20 protein-coding genes and 1 pseudogene are annotated in these 17,538 nt (G+C 72.8%); 13 read left to right on the forward strand and 8 right to left on the reverse strand.

From position 1 onward, the window contains the following. The first annotated feature begins 145 nt into the window (after positions 1–145). Genes ACIO9J_RS23125 through ACIO9J_RS23135 form a run of 3 tightly spaced genes read left to right on the forward strand, consistent with a single transcriptional unit; the run spans position 146 to position 1,640 of the window. Entirely contained in the window at positions 146–1,147 is a 1,002-nt protein-coding gene (locus tag ACIO9J_RS23125) for a helix-turn-helix domain-containing protein (protein ID WP_402002584.1), read from the forward strand. 41 nt (positions 1,148–1,188) lie between these two features. Further along, the gene (locus ACIO9J_RS23130; protein ID WP_402002587.1) at positions 1,189–1,449 is read left to right on the forward strand and encodes a hypothetical protein; all 261 of its coding nucleotides are present in this window, start codon (positions 1,189–1,191) and stop codon (positions 1,447–1,449) included. Continuing rightward, on the forward strand, positions 1,443–1,640 hold the full coding sequence (locus tag ACIO9J_RS23135) for a hypothetical protein (protein ID WP_402002590.1): 198 nt from the start codon (positions 1,443–1,445) through the stop codon (positions 1,638–1,640). Before ACIO9J_RS23130 ends, ACIO9J_RS23135 begins: the two co-directional genes overlap by 7 nt. Before the next feature lie 37 nt (positions 1,641–1,677). Here the strand turns inward: ACIO9J_RS23135 and ACIO9J_RS23140 are convergent, their stop codons facing one another. Then, positions 1,678–2,910, reverse strand: a complete 1,233-nt coding sequence (locus ACIO9J_RS23140) for an FAD-dependent monooxygenase (protein WP_402002593.1) — start codon at positions 2,908–2,910, stop codon at positions 1,678–1,680. A 132-nt stretch (positions 2,911–3,042) separates the two neighbouring features. Between ACIO9J_RS23140 and ACIO9J_RS23145 the strand changes: the two genes are divergently transcribed. After that, positions 3,043–3,684 (forward strand): TetR/AcrR family transcriptional regulator, encoded by a 642-nt coding sequence (locus ACIO9J_RS23145; protein WP_402002596.1) that lies wholly within the window; start codon positions 3,043–3,045, stop codon positions 3,682–3,684. An 84-nt stretch (positions 3,685–3,768) separates the two neighbouring features. Here ACIO9J_RS23145 and ACIO9J_RS23150 read toward each other — a convergent pair whose 3' ends face one another. Beyond that, positions 3,769–4,557 carry an ABC transporter permease gene (locus ACIO9J_RS23150; protein WP_402002599.1) on the reverse strand — a complete coding sequence of 263 codons (789 nt, stop codon included), beginning with the start codon at positions 4,555–4,557 and terminating at the stop codon, positions 3,769–3,771. Between the two features lie 150 nt (positions 4,558–4,707). Here ACIO9J_RS23150 and ACIO9J_RS23155 point away from each other — a divergent pair, with 150 nt between their 5' ends. The 3 genes from ACIO9J_RS23155 to ACIO9J_RS23165 all read left to right on the forward strand — a co-directional run bounded on the left by ACIO9J_RS23155 (position 4,708) and on the right by ACIO9J_RS23165 (position 7,308). Next, complete coding sequence (locus ACIO9J_RS23155) at positions 4,708–5,793, forward strand: S-(hydroxymethyl)mycothiol dehydrogenase (RefSeq protein ID WP_402002602.1); 1,086 nt, start codon at positions 4,708–4,710, stop codon at positions 5,791–5,793. Next, positions 5,793–6,458 (forward strand): MBL fold metallo-hydrolase, encoded by a 666-nt coding sequence (locus ACIO9J_RS23160; protein ID WP_402002605.1) that lies wholly within the window; start codon positions 5,793–5,795, stop codon positions 6,456–6,458. The genes ACIO9J_RS23155 and ACIO9J_RS23160 overlap by 1 nt, the downstream gene beginning before the upstream one ends. A 139-nt stretch (positions 6,459–6,597) precedes the next feature. Beyond that, positions 6,598–7,308: a DUF2470 domain-containing protein gene (locus ACIO9J_RS23165; RefSeq protein ID WP_402002608.1), complete on the forward strand. Its 711-nt coding sequence runs from the start codon at positions 6,598–6,600 to the stop codon at positions 7,306–7,308. Here ACIO9J_RS23165 and ACIO9J_RS23170 read toward each other — a convergent pair. Next, positions 7,273–7,560: a DUF1232 domain-containing protein gene (locus tag ACIO9J_RS23170; protein WP_402002611.1), complete on the reverse strand. Its 288-nt coding sequence runs from the start codon at positions 7,558–7,560 to the stop codon at positions 7,273–7,275. The two genes, ACIO9J_RS23165 and ACIO9J_RS23170, sit on opposite strands and share 36 nt — an antisense overlap. Before the next feature lie 153 nt (positions 7,561–7,713). Between ACIO9J_RS23170 and ACIO9J_RS23175 the strand changes: the two genes are divergently transcribed. After that, the gene (locus tag ACIO9J_RS23175) at positions 7,714–7,950 is read left to right on the forward strand and encodes a DUF6479 family protein (protein ID WP_402002613.1); all 237 of its coding nucleotides are present in this window, start codon (positions 7,714–7,716) and stop codon (positions 7,948–7,950) included. Positions 7,951–7,980: 30 nt separating this feature from the next. Here ACIO9J_RS23175 and ACIO9J_RS23180 read toward each other — a convergent pair whose 3' ends face one another. From ACIO9J_RS23180 to ACIO9J_RS23190, 3 genes and pseudogenes are all read right to left on the reverse strand, one after another. After that, the gene (locus ACIO9J_RS23180; RefSeq protein WP_402002616.1) at positions 7,981–8,559 is read right to left on the reverse strand and encodes a MepB family protein; all 579 of its coding nucleotides are present in this window, start codon (positions 8,557–8,559) and stop codon (positions 7,981–7,983) included. 89 nt (positions 8,560–8,648) lie between these two features. Next, on the reverse strand, positions 8,649–9,875 hold the full coding sequence (locus ACIO9J_RS23185) for a lactonase family protein (RefSeq protein ID WP_402002619.1): 1,227 nt from the start codon (positions 9,873–9,875) through the stop codon (positions 8,649–8,651). Between the two features lie 96 nt (positions 9,876–9,971). Then, positions 9,972–10,412: pseudogene (locus ACIO9J_RS23190) on the reverse strand (GNAT family N-acetyltransferase). Positions 10,413–10,457: 45 nt separating this feature from the next. Between ACIO9J_RS23190 and ACIO9J_RS23195 the strand changes: the two are divergent. The 4 genes from ACIO9J_RS23195 to ACIO9J_RS23210 all read left to right on the forward strand — a co-directional run bounded on the left by ACIO9J_RS23195 (position 10,458) and on the right by ACIO9J_RS23210 (position 13,420). Next, positions 10,458–10,805: a hypothetical protein gene (locus ACIO9J_RS23195; protein WP_402002622.1), complete on the forward strand. Its 348-nt coding sequence runs from the start codon at positions 10,458–10,460 to the stop codon at positions 10,803–10,805. Between the two features lie 167 nt (positions 10,806–10,972). Beyond that, entirely contained in the window at positions 10,973–11,653 is a 681-nt protein-coding gene (locus ACIO9J_RS23200; RefSeq protein WP_402003579.1) for a TNT domain-containing protein, read from the forward strand. A 22-nt stretch (positions 11,654–11,675) separates the two neighbouring features. Beyond that, complete coding sequence (locus ACIO9J_RS23205; RefSeq protein ID WP_402002625.1) at positions 11,676–11,909, forward strand: hypothetical protein; 234 nt, start codon at positions 11,676–11,678, stop codon at positions 11,907–11,909. A gap of 290 nt (positions 11,910–12,199) precedes the next feature. Then, positions 12,200–13,420 (forward strand): glycosyltransferase, encoded by a 1,221-nt coding sequence (locus ACIO9J_RS23210; RefSeq protein WP_402002628.1) that lies wholly within the window; start codon positions 12,200–12,202, stop codon positions 13,418–13,420. A gap of 34 nt (positions 13,421–13,454) precedes the next feature. Here the strand turns inward: ACIO9J_RS23210 and ACIO9J_RS23215 are convergent, their stop codons facing one another. Together ACIO9J_RS23215 and ACIO9J_RS23220 are read right to left on the reverse strand one after the other, a co-directional pair. Then, positions 13,455–15,179, reverse strand: coding sequence for an amidohydrolase (locus ACIO9J_RS23215; RefSeq protein ID WP_402002631.1), 1,725 nt, complete (start codon positions 15,177–15,179; stop codon positions 13,455–13,457). Positions 15,180–15,232: 53 nt separating this feature from the next. Further along, a complete protein-coding gene (locus ACIO9J_RS23220) occupies positions 15,233–16,690 on the reverse strand; it encodes a purine-cytosine permease family protein (RefSeq protein ID WP_402002634.1) in 1,458 nt (485 codons plus the stop codon). A gap of 234 nt (positions 16,691–16,924) precedes the next feature. Here ACIO9J_RS23220 and ACIO9J_RS23225 point away from each other — a divergent pair, with 234 nt between their 5' ends. Next, positions 16,925–17,482 (forward strand): TetR/AcrR family transcriptional regulator, encoded by a 558-nt coding sequence (locus tag ACIO9J_RS23225; protein ID WP_402003582.1) that lies wholly within the window; start codon positions 16,925–16,927, stop codon positions 17,480–17,482. The last annotated feature ends 56 nt before the right edge of the window (positions 17,483–17,538 follow it).

The following is a 17,538-nucleotide window of genomic DNA, read 5'->3' on the forward strand; positions in this document are numbered from 1 at the left end:
GCGGTGAAAGCTACGTTGCGTTTCAAGGCTCATCAATGCTGGAGAGCGGTAATTCGGCCTGTTGGCGCGGTAATTCGTGGAAATATTGCAATGAATATGGCAGTGAACGCAATTCTGGTCCGGAGGCTGTTGCAATGAACTGTCGATGAACGCAGACTGGGCGTCCCGGCCCGAGCGGGCCGCGTCGGAGCCGGAGGGGAAGGGGTGGGGGCGGATGCCCGGAGGCAGGCTGACCCATGACGAGCGCCGCCGCATCGCGACGGGCCTCGCCGACGGGCTCGGATACGCGGAGATCGCCCGTCACTTGGACCGGCCGACGTCGACCGTCAGTCGCGAGGTCGCCCGTAACGGCGGGCACGGCGGATACCGCGCGGACCACGCCCAGCACGCCACCGGACGCCGGGCCAGGAGGAGCGGGACCGTCGTCCCGCGCGAGGAGCCCGCGGCGTTCGACGAGCACGGCCGTGACGCCGAGGCCGTACGCGCGTACGCCGAGGAGTTCGCGGCGCTGATGGTGGCGACCGGGCTGCCGCGCATGGCGGCCCGCGTCCTGGCCCGCCTCGTCACCACCGATTCCGGCAGCCTGACGGCGTCCGAACTGGTGGCGGGACTACGGGTCAGCCCCGCCTCGGTGTCCAAGGCCGTCGGCTATCTGGAGGGCCTCGACGTGGTGCGGCGCGAGCGGGACGCGGGACGGCGGCGCGAGCGGTACGTCATCGACGACGACGTGTGGCTGCGCTCCTGGCTGACCAGTGCGCGGACGAACGCGATGTGGGCCGAGACCGCGCGCCGCGGCGCCGAGACGCTCGACGCGGCCACGCCCGCGGGGGCCCGGCTCGACCACATGCGCCAGTTCTTCACCGGGCTGAGCGACGACATGGCGGGCGGCACCACCGCGGAGGTCTTCGCCGACGTACTGACCGTCCTCGCCGCGCTCGTCCAGGCGGGGACGCCGCTCGCCGTGGACCCCCTGGCCGCCGCGCTCGGCTGGCCACGAGACCGCGTCGCCGACGCCCTGCGGGACGCCGAGCGGCACCCGGACATCGCGGGCCCCACGGCCCTCGCGCGCCTCGCACCGGACACGTACGCGGTCGTCGCCGCACCCGATCGCCTCACGGCGGAGCAGCGGGCGGCGCTCGGCGCGTAACGGCCGCCCCGAGCGGCGCGGACCCGCATACGCTGACACCCATGCCCGGTCTGGAGCAGGACCCCGCCCTGCACACCACCCCCCACCCCGACCAACACCCCAACATCGGGACCGCCATCCGCTACCACGAGGCCGTGGCGCGCGGTGCCGTCGGTGCCGAGCTGGCCGGGTTCTTCCACGAGGACCTGGTCCAACAGGAGTTCCCCAACGCGCTCTTTCCCGACGGCGTACGGCGTGATCTGGACGCCGTGTTGCGGAGCGGGGGCAGGGGCTGCTCGCCGAGCAGCGGTTCGAGGTGGTGAACGCCGTCGCGGCGGGGGAGCAGGTGGCGTTGGAAGTCACCTGGGCAGGGACGCTCGCCGTGGCGATGGGGGAGTTGCCCGTCGGGCACGTGCTGCGCGCCCGCATCGCCGTCTTCCTCGAATTCCGGGACGGCAGGATCCTCGCGCAGCGCAATTACGACTGTTACGACCCGCTGAACCGCGTGCGGTGAGCCGCGGGGCCGGTCAGACAGCCGGTCGGGAGGCCGGTCAGGTGGCCGTGCTCGGCAGGGGCGCTGCCGCCGGAGTGCCGGTGCGGCCGTGCTCGGATTCGGCGAAGGCCTTGCGGACGAGCGGGCGCGCCGCCTTCGACTGAATCGCGCGCATCGCCAGCGCGTTGACCCGGATGCCCAGCGCGGACTTGGGGGCCATGGACGCGACCCGGCCGGGCAGGAGTTCCTGTGCCGACGCGGCCCTGGGCCGCATCGCCCGCTCGAAGGCGGCCAGCGCGGCGGGCGTCCGCGCGGTGTCGCCGGGCGCGCCGACGTCGCGCAGCGCGGCCGTCAACTCGGCCGCGCCGCGCAGGGCGAGCGCGGTGCCGAGGCCGCTGAGCGGGCTCGCGCACCAGGCGCTGTCGCCGAGCAGGACGATCCGGCCGGTGCTCCACTGCGGCACGTGGATCTGGTCGAAGGTGTCCAGGGCGAAGTCGTCGGCCTGCCGGGCCGCGGCCAGGAATTCGGCGGCGCGCCAGCCGACGTCGGCGAACGTCCTGTCCAGCAGGGCGAGTTGGGCCTCGCGGTCGTGCCGCGGGGGCAGCTTCTCGGCGGCGAAGGTCAGGCCGACCTCCTGCTGTCCGGGGTGGCCGGGGCGGGCCTCGACGGCTCGGCGGCCGGGTGCGTTGTGGGTCAGGAACCAGCCGTCGATGGGCGGCGTGCCGGGCCGCTCGGTGAGGGTGAACCAGGCGTGCGCCAGGCCGAGGGGCTTGCGGTAGTCCTCCTCGGGGCCGAACCGCAGCGCGCGGACCCGTGAGTGCGCGCCGTCGGCGCCGACCACCAGGTCGAACGTCTCCTCCGTACCACTGCGGAAGTGGGCGAGCACTCCGGTCCCGGTGTCCTCAAGCGCCTCCACGGTCTCGCCGAACCGGTGCGTCACGCCCGGCCCCGTCGCCTCGTGGATGATCCGGGCGAGGTCGGTGCGAAGCAGCTCCTCACGGGACACGTAACCGCGCCCGTCGAACGCCTCCACCGGCATCTCGGCGAGACGCCGCTCCCTGGCGTCGATCCAGGCCGCGCCGCGCTGCGGCACCAGGCACTCAAGGGCCTGCGGGAGCAGTCCGGCGCTCTCCAGCACCTCCCGGCTGTCGCCGCGCAGGTCGACGGTCTGGCCGCCGGTGCGCAGGGCCGGCGCGATCTCCGCGACGGTGACCTGCCAGCCGTCCCTCTCCATGAGCAGCGCGAGGGTGTCCCCCGCGATTCCAGCGCCGACGACGAGTACGTGAGCCACGACATCCTCCGTTTTTGCTTCTGCTTCCGCTGCGATCGCAGGAAGCGTCCCGACACCCTCATGCGAATGTTTCGCATTTAGCTTAAGCACCTCGACCGCCCTAATGCAAGAGTTTCGCGATAGAGTGGCGTGGTGACGCAAGCATCAGGAACAGCCCGCCCCGGCGGACGCACCGCCCGCACCCGTGAGGCCGTGCACGCGGCCACCCGCGAGCTGCTGGCCGAATCGGCCGACGGCACCGTCGACATCGCGGAGGTGTCGGCCCGCTCGGGCGTCCACCTCGCCACCGTGTACCGCCGCTGGCGCAGCGCCGACGGCCTGATCATCGACGCGGTGGTGGACGAGCTGGGCAGCCGTTCGCCGCTGCCCGCCACCGGCGATCTGCGGGCCGATCTGTACGCCTGGATCACCAACCTGCTCACCGACCTGACCCGGCCGGGCCATCTGGCCTTCTTCCGCGCCCTGCTCCGGGCCGGCGGCGAGGGACAGGACACGCGGACCTTCGCCGAGCCTCGTATCCAGCAGATCCAGGCCACCCTGGACGCCGCCGGTACGACGGTGCTGACCTGGATGGACATCTTCGAGCTGGTGCTGGCACCGGCCTATGTACGCGCACTGCTGACCCTGCCGATGGACCCGGCGACCGAGGCGGAGCGGCTGGTCGGCAACGTGTTGGCGGTCCGGGCGGCGCGTGAACGCGAGGCGGGGAAGCGCGGAGCGGGGAAGCGCGAGGCGGGGGAGGGCGAGGCGGGGGAGCGCGGGGCGGCGGAGTGAGCGAACACGAGCGCCTTTACGGGCGGTCCGGCTCCTGGTTTTCAGGCTCCTGGTTTTCAGGTACCTGGCTTTCGGGTTCCTGATTCACGGACGGTCCGGTTCCGCCCGATGCAGCCGTCCCCGCGCGACGAGTTCCACCGTCAGCGCCACCGACACCGCCTGCACCGCCATCAGCGCGATGAGCACGAAGAGCTGGACCGCCCCGGCGAGCACGGGGGACGCGCCGCCCAGCAGCATGCCGACGAACGCGCCGGGCAGGGTGACGAGGCCCACCGTGCGGGTCTGGTCGAGGCCGGGCAGCAGGGCGTCGGACGCGGCCGGGCGGACCACTTCGAGACGGGCGTCGCGGTCGAGCAGGCCGAGGGCGAGGCCCGCCTCGAACTCCCCGTTGCGGGTGTGGAGTTCGTCGAGGGCGCGGCGGCCCGCGAGGACCGTCGCGGTGAGCGCGCCGCCGATCAGGATTCCCGTCACCGGCACCATCGCGATGCCCCGTACGGGCAGCAGCCCCGCCAGGGTCAGGCCCGTCACCACCGGTACGACGGGTCCCGCGATCGGCACCGCTGCCCACCACCAGGTGCCGTTCGGCGTGACGCGGCGCCCCGCCGTGCGGGTGGCCACGGCGAACATCAGCAGCAGGAAGGCGTACAGGGCCGCCGTGTGGTGCACCACCCAGCCGATGACCAGCGAGACCGCCGCCAGTTGGGCGGTCGCCCGCACCCCGGCGACGAGGATCTCCTTGGCGCGTCCCCGTGTGCCGTCGGGGGCGAGCCGGCACACGGCCGCGGTCGCCGCGGTGAGGAGCAGCAGGACGAGCAGGGCCACGGCGAGCGCCGTGTTGACCGGCAGGAGCGCCTGAGCGGCTAGATCACGCACGCGCTCACCCTAGGCCGCGCCCTGGCGACGACGTCACGGCGCGCGGCCGCGGGTTGCCGCGCCGCGCGTTCGTGCACCGCTGCGGACACCCGCCGCTCGACCTGTAACGATGGGTCGGGAAAGACGTGGAGAGAAAGAAGGGCTGAAGTCATGGCGCAGCAGGTGCAGGGCGTGATCGCACGCGCGAAGGGCGAGCCGGTACGGATCGAGACGATCACGGTGCCGGACCCGGGCCCGGGAGAAGCCGTGGTGAAGATCCAGGCGTGCGGGGTCTGTCACACCGACCTGCACTACCGGGAGGGCGGGATCAACGACGAGTTCCCGTTCCTGCTCGGGCACGAGGCGGCGGGCGTCGTCGAATCGGTGGGCGACGGCGTCACCGAGGTCGCCCCCGGCGACTATGTGATCCTCAACTGGCGCGCGGTGTGCGGCCAGTGCCGCGCCTGTCTGCGCGGCCGCCCCCAGTACTGCTTCGACACGCACAACGCGAAGCAGAAGATGACCCTCGCCGACGGCACCGAGCTGTCGCCCGCGCTCGGCATCGGCGCCTTCGCCGAGAAGACGCTGGTGGCCGCCGGGCAGTGCACCAAGGTCGACCCGGCCGCGTCGCCCGCCGCGGCGGGCCTCCTCGGCTGCGGCGTGATGGCGGGCATCGGCGCCGCCATCAACACCGGCGAGGTCGGCCGGGGCGACTCGGTCGCCGTCATCGGCTGCGGAGGCGTCGGCAACGCCGCCGTCGTGGGCGCCCGCCTCGCCGGCGCCGCGAAGATCATCGCCGTGGACATCGACGACAAGAAGCTGGCGACGGCGCGGAGCCTCGGCGCCACGCACACCGTCAACTCCCGCTCCGCCGATCCCGTCGAGGCCATCCGCGAGCTGACCGGCGGCAACGGCGCCGATGTCGTCATCGAGGCGGTCGGCCGCCCGGAGACGTACGAACAGGCCTTCTACGCCCGCGATCTGGCCGGCACGGTCGTCCTGGTGGGCGTCCCGACCCCGGAGATGAAGATCGAGCTGCCGCTCCTGGACGTCTTCGGGCGCGGCGGCGCGCTCAAGTCGAGCTGGTACGGGGACTGCCTGCCCTCGCGCGACTTCCCGATGCTCATCGACCTCTACCAGCAGGGCCGCCTGGACCTGGACGCGTTCGTCACCGAGACGATCGCCCTGGAGGACGTGGAGAAGGCCTTCGAGCGGATGCACCACGGCGACGTCCTGCGTTCGGTGGTGATCTTCTGATGGCGGCCGGGACCACCGCGAACGGACCCTCGGGGACCGGCGCCCGCGTCGACCACCTCGTCACGTCGGGGACGTTCTCCCTCGACGGCGGCACCTGGGAGGTCGACAACAACGTGTGGATCGTCGGCGACGACAGCGAGGCGATCGTCATCGACGCCGCGCACGACGCGGACGCCATCGCCGCGGCGGTGGGCGAGCGCCGTCTCGTCGCCATCGTCTGCACGCACGCGCACGACGACCACATCGACGCGGCCCCGGCGCTCGCCGCCCGTACCGGCGCGCCGATCCTGCTGCACCCGGCCGACACCGAGCTGTGGAAGCAGAAGCACCCCGACCGCGCCCCCGACGGCGAGCTCGCCGACGGGCAGGAACTGACCGTCGCGGGCACCACCCTGACGGTGCTGCACACGCCGGGCCACTGCCACGGTGCGGTCAGCCTGCACGCGCCCGCGCTCGGCACGGTCTTCACCGGCGACACGCTCTTCGCGGGCGGTCCCGGCGCGACGGGCCGCTCCTTCAGCGACTTCCCGACGATCGTGGAGTCCATCAAGGAGCGGCTCCTGACGCTGCCGGCCGAGACGGTGGTGCGCACCGGGCACGGCGACAGCACGACGATCGGCGCGGAGGCGCCGCATCTGGAGGAGTGGATCGCCCGGGGCCACTGACCCCGGCGACGGACGCGCAGCGCGTCAACTGACGTATGTGCCACGGCCCCGCGCGGTTCACCGCGCGGGGCTTCGGCGTACTGGCAGTGCCGCACGATCTCCGATAAGTTAGGCAAGGCTTACCTAATGGAGGTTGAGGATGGGTGTCCGTCACAGCAGCACGACCGTGCCCACAGCGGCAGCACGCGCACGATCCATGCTGGCCACCGCATGGTCCTGTGCCGTGACCACGGAGATCGGCAAGGACGAACTCGTCGGCGCGCACAGCGTCACGGACGACGGCAAACTGCGGCTGCACCCGCCCGAGGACAGCACGCTCGCCGCCGCCCTGATCTGCGCACCGCACGGCGAACCGTCCACGCTCATCGAGTTCGCCGACGTCTCGCCGGTGCCGGTCAGGGACCGGATCCGCGCGCGGCTGTGGCTCTCGGGATCGCTGATCCAGCGCGGGGACGAGCTGATCTTCGATACGACCTGTGCCGTGCTGCACGACTCCACCGGACGCGTCGGCGTCGAACTGGACGAACTCGCGCTGACCGTGCCCGACCCGCTGGCCGAGGCGGAGTCGCGCCTGCTCACCCATCTCGCCGACGCCCACCCGGACGCCGTCGAACAGCTCACCCGCCTCATCAGCCCCGACAGCCTCCAGGGCGTCGTGCGCGTACGCCCGCTCGCCATCGACCGGCACGGCATCACGCTGCGCCTCGAACGCACCAGCAGTCAGGCCGACGTGCGCCTCGCGTTCCACCAGACCGTGGAGGACGTCAGTCAGGTCACGGACTGCATGCACGCCCTGCTGACCCGGGCCAGGCTCTCAGCCATCCGGCGCGGACGGCCGGTCGGCGGCTGACCGCAGGGACCGCAGCGCCAGCAGGAGCACCCCGATGTCGTCGAGGAAGACGGGATCGGGCAACAGGTCCGCGGGCAGGACGAGATAGGCGATCGCGCCCCAGAACACCCACTGCCGCTCGACGGGAAGCCCGGCGTCACGCAGGAGGCGGCGGGTGCGGACGAGACGGACGAGCAGCAGCACGGCCGTCGCGAGCGTCGCGACCACGACGACGCCCGCGACGACGAGCAAGGCGGTCATCTCGGTGCTCATGGCGTCACGCCTCCGTTCACATCTCGGTCGTACGGGTCGAGCATCCTCCGAGTGCCCCGTATTTCCCGGTCAGTCCCACGGTTCATCTGGGCCGATCGAGTGGGATGTCGGAGGAAGGGGAGTCAGGACGGGGCTGCGAGGTACACGAGACAGATGACGCGATACTCGATGCCCCTGGCCGCGGGAAGCGCCGCCTCGGCGCTGCTCGTCATCGTCGGCCTCGCCGTGGTGGCCATGCTGCTCCTGCTCTTCTGGCGCGGCAGGCAACGCGTACGGCGGCGCCCCGAACCGCCGCGCCCCGGCCAGCCGCGCGGCGACTCGTGGGACACGCCCGACTCGTCCGATTCCCCGAACCCGCCCGACTCGCCCGGCCCGTCGGACCGGCGGTGACCGGACCCGGGGGCTGACGCGGCGGAATCCTCAGGCCGCTGCCGGTCGGTGGAGCGCCCGCGCCCTGACCGTGTCCACGCCCCCGTCCCCGCGCAGATCCAGGAAGTGTGCCAGCTGCCAGGCCTGCGTGCGGTCGGCCTGGCGGTTGGCGGTGGTCACCCAGGGCGGATAGACGCGGAAGGCGCGCTTCCCGCCGACGCCGTCCGTGGCGACGACCCCGTGGCGGCGGAGCGTGTCCACGGAGAACACGAACTGGCCGAAGCGGCCCTCGTCGCGGCAGCTGATGACGAAGAGATCGACGGGGTCCGAGCTGTCGTACGGCGCGATGGGGCCGCCCGGGGACCTCTTCCACACCGTGACGAACTGGCCGACCTTGGTGGGCGTCGTCCTCGCCGCGCGGAACCGGACGGCCAGGCCGTCCAGCGTGAACGCATGGGCCGCGTACTCGGCGCTCTCCGCCTCGGCGACCGGCTGCGAGCAGACGAAGCCGCAGGGGTCGTAGACGAGCTCCTTCGCCGCGAGCAGCTCGCCGTGCGGCCGGGTGGCGCTCGACCACGGGGTGAGGCCGGTGGGGCGGGGGTCCGCGGAGTCCTGGTGGTTCGTCGTCACCCGTCCACCCTGCCATGAAGCGCACAAGTGATCGAATCCGCTGGCGGGCGGGTGACCGGCGTGCGGGCGGGCCGCAAGGCGACGCGCGGCTAGAGGGGCAGCACGCACACCGCGATCGGCGCCGGGAACGGATCGCCCGCGCGGCGGAGTTCACCGGTGGTCCCGTCGACCTGGAACACGGTCACCGAACTCGACTTCTGGTTCGCGGCGAACAGCAGGCGCCCGGACGGGGAGAAGGCGAGCTGGCGCGGAAAGTCGCCGCCGACGTCCACGGTGTCCAGGAGCCGCAGCCGGGCACCGCCGCCCTCGATCGCGTACCGCGTGATGCTGTTGTGCCCGCGATTGGCGAGGAAGGCGAAGCGCCCCTCGGGCGTCACGAGGATCTGCGCGGGATAGGAGGTGCCTTCGCCGGTGCCCGTCGACTGCGGCTCGCCCGGCGTGAGGCGGCCGGTGGCGGGGTCGTACGCGCAGACGACGACCGTCTTGTCCAGTTCGTCGGCCAGGTACGCGAAGCGTCCTTCGGGGTGGAAGGTGAGGTGGCGCGGCCCGGCGCCGGGCCGCAGCCGAGCCTGCGACACCTCGGAGAGCCTGCCCGCGTCGAGGTCGAGGCGGTAGGTGTAGACGGTGTCGGTGCCGAGGTCGACGGCGAGGACGTGGCGGCCGTCCGGTGCCGTGCTGATCTGGTGGGCGTGCGGCCCGTCCTGGCCGGGGCCCGGCGCCGGGGTGGAGTGCGTGACCAGGTCGGTGCGCTCGCCGAGCGCGCCCGACGGTTCCACGGGGTGGACGCTCACGCTGCCGGAGCCGTAGTTGGCGCTGAGCAGCCAGCGGCCGCCGGGGTGCACGGAGAGGTGGCAGGGGCCTCCGCCGCCGGTCGCGCGGGTGTTGAGGACCTTCGGCGGGCGGCCCCCGTCGGCCGCGAGCGCCACGGCCGTCACCGCGCCCTCCGCCCGTTCGTCGACCGCGTACAGCGTCCGGCCCGAGGGGTGCAACGCCAGATAGGAGGGGTCGGGCACACCGGTCAGCGTCCCCGTGCCGGTGATCCGTCCTGTCACGTCGTCGTACGTCGCCAGGCCGATGCCCTTCCCGCCGCCCGCCTGCGAGGTGTACGTCCCGAGGAACAACTGCCGTGCGCGGCGCGGCCGGTGCGGGGGTGCGGCGGTGCGGCCCGCGGGCGCCACGTCCGGCGCCGCTGCCGTCGTACGGGCGGCCGCCGATGTCGTCGTGGCGCCCGCGGCCACCGCCGCGAGCGCCCCGATGAACCGCCGCCGCCCCAAGCCGCTCCCCGCGTGCCCTGCCGACCGTGCTCCGCTGCTCATACCTGCACCTCGTGTGTCGGTGGTGACGGACGTGGCAGACACGGTGCCGCTACGCGGCCGCGCGGACAAGTGCGGCTACGCCGGGTGCGCGGCTTTTCAGAGGGCCTGGTGCATGATGTGCAGTCCCACATATCCGTGCACCGGGTGGTGGAAGCCCTCGGGGAGGGTCCCGAGCACCGTGAAGCCGAGCGAGCGCCAGAGGGCGACGGCCCGCGTGTTGGTCTCCACGACGGCGTTGAACTGCATGACCCGGAACCCGTCGGCCCGCGCCTGTGCGAGCGCGTGCCGGCCGAGCGCCCGTCCCGCGCCCTGCCCGAAGTGCGCCGGATCGACCATGAAGCTGGCGCTCGCGATGTGGGCGGCGCCGCCTTCATGGTTGCGGACGCTGTTGGCGGTGCCGAGTATCTCGCCGTTGGGGCCGACGGCGACGAACGTGTGCCCCGGTGGCTCGGGAAACCACATCTACCGTGCCTGCTCCTCGGTGGTCGCGCGATCCCGGGAGAAGGTCTCCCCGGCCCGCACGATGCCTTTCACCATCCCCTGGCCCGCCGCGAGTCGTTGTCGCTGGAGGACCTGGCGCGGGTGAGGCTGCTGCGGCTGCCGGCGGGCGCGCCGGAATCCATGCGACGCGACCGCACGCCGGATGAGACCCCGGCCGGGCGCGTGATCGAGCACGGCCCCGAGGCCGCCACGTTCAACGAGGTGCTCACCCTTGTCGGCGCCGGTCAGGGCGGCGTCGTCGTCGGCGCGCAGACCCGGCGCTACTACGCGCGTCCCGATGTCGCCTACGTCCCGTTCAGTGACGCCCCGCCGCTGCTGTGGGCGCTGCACTGGCGCGCGGACGCCGCCACCTCCCGAGTCCAGGCCTTCGGCGCGGCGGCCGCCGCGCTGGTCGGGCACGACCGTACTCAACTCCCCTTCCCTGTCTGACTCGACCGTGCTTCCCGACCTCCGAAATCAGCCAACGGCGGTCCAAAACCGGCGGAGTTGACCACGTAGCGCCACCACTCTTATACGGTGTGCGAGCGAATCTTGCCGACCGCACGCACCAACATGCCCAGCCGTATGAGGAGTTGACGAGGGTGGACCGCAGTCCTGTGATCCGGATACGTACCGTCCTGGCCGCGCTCGGGGTCGCGACCGCCATGGCGGCCGCCCCCGCGGCGAGCGCCACGGCGTCCGCCGAGCCCGCGCCCCTGGCATCGAGCGGGGCACCGCACGAGCCGTGCACGGGCCAGCTCTCCGGCGACGCCAGACTCGGTCCTGCCTGGCTGCCCAAGAAGTGGCAGCGTCCCGTCGGTCCGCTTCTGAAGAACTGGAAGCGGACCGGCAAGCTGTCGCCGAATGCCTTCCTCAAGAAGTACTGGGAGGGGCCGGCGGACACCGGAACCTGGAAGTACCCGCCCAACGACGGCTTCGGCACGGTCAACGGTCAGGTCGACAAGCACCCCGAGCGCCTGGACGAGGGCGAACGGCTCGACCGGTTCGGCTCGGAGTTCGGCTCGTTCCTCGCGCCCGCGGGCGACTCCTACGCCGAGCGCGCGCTGCCGCCGCAGAATCTCAACACCAGGGACGCCGCGTTCCCCTGCGACTACCGCGTCTACGAGGTCAGCAAGCCGTTCTCCGTCTGGCAGGGCAGCATCGCCCCCTGGTTCGAGCAGCCCGGCGGCGGTCAGCAGATCAAACTCGACCCGGTCTTCCTCGACCCGGGCGAGGGCCAGCGCCTCAACGTGAAGTGGCTCATCGACCACGACTACCTCGAACCGGCCAACGGCTAGCGGCGCCGCAGGAGCGCGCCCCGTGGACGTCCGGGAACTGCACACCGCCCTGCGCGCCGCACACGTGGCCGACGGCTACTACTGGATCGAGGGCGTGCACGAACCGGTCCCTACGCCCCCCGATTTCCTCTACCTGCGCGGGAGCGAGCGCGGCGGCTGGGAGATCGGTGTCTTCGAGCGGGGCTCGCACCATCCCGTCGCGCGCCATGTCGATGAGGCGGCCGCCTGCGCGGACCTGCTGGGCCGACTGACCTGACGGCCGGGCGCCGGTCGGCCGCGCGGCGCCGACCCGCCCCGCATGTCGCCGGCTTGACCCTCACGTCACGTCAGGCTCCACGCTGTACGTCGACGAAAGGCGAGGTACATGAGTTGCACCGTCGGTCAGGTCACCGGTTTCGCGGGCGTCACGGTCCGCTCTGAGGGTCAGCGAGAGGAAGAGGCCGACTCCCTCGACTCTCACCCTAGACCTGAGAGTGAGAGTCGCGAGGGTGGCCTCTCCTCGACGGCTCGCGCGGCGGAGTGGATACGAGGGGCAGAGGGAGCGCGATGACCAGGATCCTGATCGCCGCCGCCGGTTCGTACGGGGACGTCGCGCCCTACACCGGTCTGGGCGCCCGGCTGCGCGAGGCCGGGCATGACGTCACCCTCGCCACACACGACACCTTCGCACCCCTCGTCACCGCCGCGGGCCTGAGGTTCCGGCCGCTGGCGGCAGGGCCCGAGCATCGGGGGCGCGCCGCCGGGCAGGGGCGCGGGGAACTCATGCGGACCGCTGCCGACTTCGTACGGAACCTGGGCGACGGCCTCGCCGACGCCGCACAAGAAGGCGCCGACCTCCTGCTCCTCTCTGCCACCACGGCGCCGCTCGGCTGGCAGCTCGCCGAGGCCATGGGCGTACCGGCCGTCGGCGCGTACCTCCAGCCGACGCATCCCACGCGGGACTTCCCGCCCGTCGTCGGCGGCACCCGGTCGCTCGGCGGCCTCGCGAACCGCGCCTTCGGGCGCCTCACCCTGCGCATGGTCGACCGGATCCACGCCGACGCCGTACGCGAGCTGCGTGCGCGCCTCGCGCTGCCCGCCGCGAAGCCGGGCGCGGTGCGGGACCGGCAGGAGCGGGAAGAGCGACCGGTCCTGTACGGCTTCAGCCCGGCCGTGGTGCCCCGGCCCGCTGACTGGAGACCCGGCCTCGACGTCGTCGGCAACTGGTGGCCGCACGTCGACCACGAGCGCCCCCTGCCACCCGAACTGGACGCGTTCCTGCGGGCCGGGCCGCCTCCGGTGTTCATCGGCTTCGGCAGCATGGCCGCCGGGGAGGGCGAGCGCCTGAGCGACATCGCGGTGACGGCGTTGCGCGCGGCGGGTCTGCGCGGAGTGCTTCAGTCCGGCCGTGCGGAGCTGGCCGCTTCCGGAGACGACGTCCTCACCATCGGGGAGGTGCCGCACGCCCGGCTCTTCCCCTGGGTCGAAGCCGTGGTGCACCACGCGGGCGCGGGCACCACGGCGGCGGCGCTGCGCGCGGGCGTCCCGGCCGTGCCGGTGCCGGTCATGGCCGATCAGCCGTTCTGGGCCGCGCGGCTCGCGGCCCTGGGCGCGGCGACCGGGCCCATCCCCTTCAAGGAGCTGACCGCGCCGCGCCTCGCGGACGCGCTCTGCCGCGCGGTCCGCGAGCCCGGCCACGCCGACGCCGCTGCCGGCCTCGCCCGCACGATGGCCGCGGAGGACGGGGCGGGCCAGGTACTGAAGGCGGTCGAGCGGATCGTCGGGTAGCGGCGGCCGGTCTCACACGACGGCCCGGTCGCTCTCACACGGCGGCCCGGCCGGACGCCTCCTCGCCGACGACGCTTTCGTCGCCCACGACGGCCTCCTCGTCCACGACCGTCTCCCCGCCGACCACGACCACCTCGGCGCGCGTCCCCGGGATGTCCTGCGGACGGATCCGCAGGATGTCCCGGGACAGTACGACGAAGTCGGCGAGCTTGCCCACGGTCAGCGAGCCCCGTTCGTCCTCAAGGAAGTTGGCGTACGCCGAGCCCATCGTGTAGCCGTGGACCGCCGTCTCCACGTCGAGGGTCTCGCCGGGCTGCCAGGGTTCGCCGCCGCCGAGCGGGCGCCGGGTGAGCGCCGTGTAGATCCCCGCCATCGGGTCCATCTCGGCGACGTTCCAGTCGCTGGAGAGGGCGAGCACCGCGCCCGCCTCGTGCAGGCTCCGCATGGGCCACGCCTTGTGCCAGCGGCCCGCGCCGACGTTCTCGGCCCAGTCCTTGCCGGGGCCCGCGATCTCGGGCGCGCAGTGCCGGGGCTGCATGCAGGCGACGACGCCGAGTTCGGCGAAGCGGGGCGTGTCGCGCGGGTCGAGGCATTCGACGTGGACGACCTGGTGGCGCGCGTCGCGCGGGCCGTTGACGGAGCGGGCGTGCTCGACCGCGTCGAGGACCGTGCGGATGCCGCGGTCGCCCGTCGCGTGCACGAAGCACTGGAAGCCGCGCCCGTCCAGCTCGGCGAGCAGGTCCGCGAACTCGTCGGCCGGGTAGAAGGTCTCGCCCCTGTGGTGCCCGCAGCCCGCGTACGGCTCCAGGAGCGCGGCCGTGCGCGGCTCCACCACGTCGTCGATGTACAGCTTCAGCGGACCCACGCGCAGCCGGTCGTCGGCGAAGCGCTCCGCGGCCGCGGCGAAGTCGTCCAGATCAGCCTCCGACGTACCGCGCGGGTGGAAGAGCGCCGCGACGATCCGCGACCGCAGCCGTCCCTCCGCCCTCGCCCGCTCGAACAGCGCCAGGTCGTCCAGGGAGTTCTGCGGCTCCACGACGGTGGTGATGCCGTAACCGATCGCGTCGTCCAGGCTCTTGGCCAGGCGTCCGTACTGCCGGTCCGGCGAGGCCCACGGCACACCGAGGTCGCGCAGCGCCCGGTGGCCGTCCCTGGAGAGGCCCTTGACCGCGAAGTCCTTGACGAATCCGGTGGGTTCGCCGGTCTCCGGGTCGGTCTGCGCCTGCCCGAACGGCAGCTCCGTGTGGTCGCGATCGATGCCGAGCCCGCGCAGCGCGGCCGTGTTGAGCCAGGCGGTGTGCACGTCGTAGCTCAGCACGAAGGCGGGGGTGTCGCCGGTGGCCGGGTCGAGGTCGGTGGCGTGCGGCATGCGGCCGCCGGGGATCGCGGAGTAGTCGAACGCCTCGGCCTCGATCCACTCGGCGCCGGGGTGCGCGGCGTGCCAGGCGCGGATCCGGGCGTGGATCTCGTCGAGGGTGCCGGCGCCCGCGAGCTGGACGCAGGCGTCGTCGGAGCCGAGCCGTACGTGATTGTGCGCGTCGATGAAGCCCGGCAGGACGAGCCGCCCGCGCCCGTCGAGCACCCGCGTCCCCTCGCCGGTCCACCGCCCGGCGTCCGCGTCCGCCCCCAGCCACACGATGCGGCCGTCCCGCACCGCGAGCGCCTCGGCGGCGGGCAGCGCGGGGTCGACGGTGTGGATGCGGGCGTCGCGCAGGACGAGGTCGGCGGGTGCGGGGGAGGAGGTGGTGGTGCTGGTCATGAGGGGTGAACTCCTGGGGTGGCGCGGGCGGTTCGGGTCGTACGGGTGGCGGCTCATGGCGTACGGGAGGTCGTCGATGTCGTACGGGACGGGGAAGGGCCCGGGGTGCGGACGGTGCGGCGGGCGAGTGCCCAGTAGGTGAGCGCGGCGACGGCCGAGCCGAGCAGGGTGAGGTCGCCGCCGCCGAGCGGTGCCACGAGCGGTCCCGTCCACAGCTCGGAGTCGCAGGTCAGCGCCGCGAAGACCATGCCGGTGAGGAGGGCGGTGAGGCCCGCGGGGTGGAATCCGGCGCGGTACCAGTACGCGCCGTCGCGCCCGGTCGTGTGCAGCGCTTCGGTGTCGTAGCGGCAGCGGCGCAGCAGCATGTCGGCGAGGAACACCCCGCCCCACGGCGCGAACACGATGATCAGTAGCGAGAGGAAGCCGAGCAGCGACTCGGTGAAGTCCGTCAGGAACAGCGCGCCGAGCGAGCCGAGCGCCGTCACGACGACGCTGATCACGATGGCTTTGGCGCGGCTCCAGGGGATGCCGAGCACCTGGAGGTTGAGGCTGGAGGAGTAGAGCGTGAGGATCGAGTTGGTGACCGAGCCGCCGAGGACGAGCAGCAGGAACACCGGGCGGAACCAGCCGGGCAGGAGTCCCTCGACACCGGCCACCGCGTCGGTCATGTCGGTCTGGCTCGCGGCCGCGACACCGGCGACGCCGAGCGCCACGGAGGAGAGCAGGCCGCCGAGCGCCCCGGAGACGGTGATCGAGCGCAGCGAGGTGTCGCGCGGCAGGTAGCGCGTGTAGTCGGCGGGCATCGGCAGATACGAGAAGGGGCCCGCGAGCATCACGACGAACGCGAGCGTCCAGCCGGAGAAGCCCGCACCGCCGCCCGTGCCGGACCCGCCGAACTCGGTGCCGGGCAGCAGCAGGAGCAGCAGCACGCCGAAGCCCACCGCGAGGACGTACGCGAGCCAGCGTTCGGCGAGCTGCACCGTGGCGTGCCCCCACATGGCGACGGCGAAGGTCATGGCGAGCGTCACCGTGAGCGCCAGGGCCCGTGCCGTGTCCCCGCCGGCCAGGCCGAGATCGGTGAGGAGGGCTTCGAGGGCGAGGGTGCCGACCACCGTGTTGACGATCGTGTAGCCGATGGAGACCACCCAGTTGAGCAGCCCCGCGGGGAAGTTCCCGAGGACACCGAAGGCCGCCCGGGAGATCACCAGCGTCGCCGTGCCCGTCCTGATGCCGCTCAGGCCCGCCGCGCTGATGACGAAGAAGGACAGACCGCCGATCACGACGACGGCCACGGCCTGCCAGAAGGTGAGGCCGAAGGAGACGGCGAGGGCGCCGTTGATGACGTACGTGAAGGTCAGATTGGAGCCGAACCAGAGCCAGAACAGGTCCTTGGCGCTGCCGTGCCGGTCCGCGTCGGGGATCGGGTCGATCCCGTGCGTCTCGACCCGGAAGACCTCGTCGCTGCTGACTCCCGTGCCCCTCCCGCCGGACTCCGGGACCTGTTGCGCCATGCGGGACCTCGCTCTCCGGCATCCAGAGTTTGAATGCCGTTCTATGAATTAGAACGGCATTCAAAGTGCGGCACGCGCCCCCGGGCCGTCAAGACCCCGGGGGAAATCTCCCGGTGGCAGGCGGGGATAGGGTCGACGCGGGACCGGGTGAGGAGCGGCGGCGAGGGTCGGCGCACAGGCGGGAGCGGAGCGGACGTGGCACGACGGCGGGACGGGCAGGTCGCGCGGGACCGGATGCTCGACGAGGCCATGACGGCCATCGCGGAGAACGGCCTCGCCGCGCTCACCATGTCCGCACTCGCCGACCGCCTCGGCACCAGCGGCGGCCACATCCTGTACTACTTCGGCAGCAAGGACCGGCTGCTCCTGGAGGCGCTGCGCTGGAGCGAGGCGGCGCTCACCGAGGAACGCCGTACGCTCCTCGCGGGCCGCACCGCGCCCGCCCGCAAGCTCGACCGCTTCCTCCAGCTGTACCTGCCGAAGGGGCCGCGCGATCCGCGCTGGACGCTGTGGCTCGAACTCTGGGCGCGCGCCGGGTCCAACGAGCCGCTGCGCACCGCCCAGGACGAGCTGGACCAGGGGTGGCGGGAGGACCTGGCGGCGCTGCTGGCCGAGGGGGGCGCGGCGGACGTCTTCGCGGTCGACGACGCCGCGGGCCGCGCCGACGAACTCCTCGCGCTGCTCGACGGGTTGAGCACACGTGTCGTGCTCGGTCAGCGCGGCGCGGACCGCAGGGGCGCGCTCGCCGCCGCGCGGTCGGCGGCCCGGCGTCTCGTGGGTGGTCCCGAGTAGCCCGAGCGGCCGACTGGCGAGGCGGTCTCCCCGGACACCGTGGAAGAGTTCACGAC

This window comes from Streptomyces sp. NPDC087300 (assembly GCF_044744425.1).
Lineage (GTDB): Bacteria > Actinomycetota > Actinomycetes > Streptomycetales > Streptomycetaceae > Streptomyces.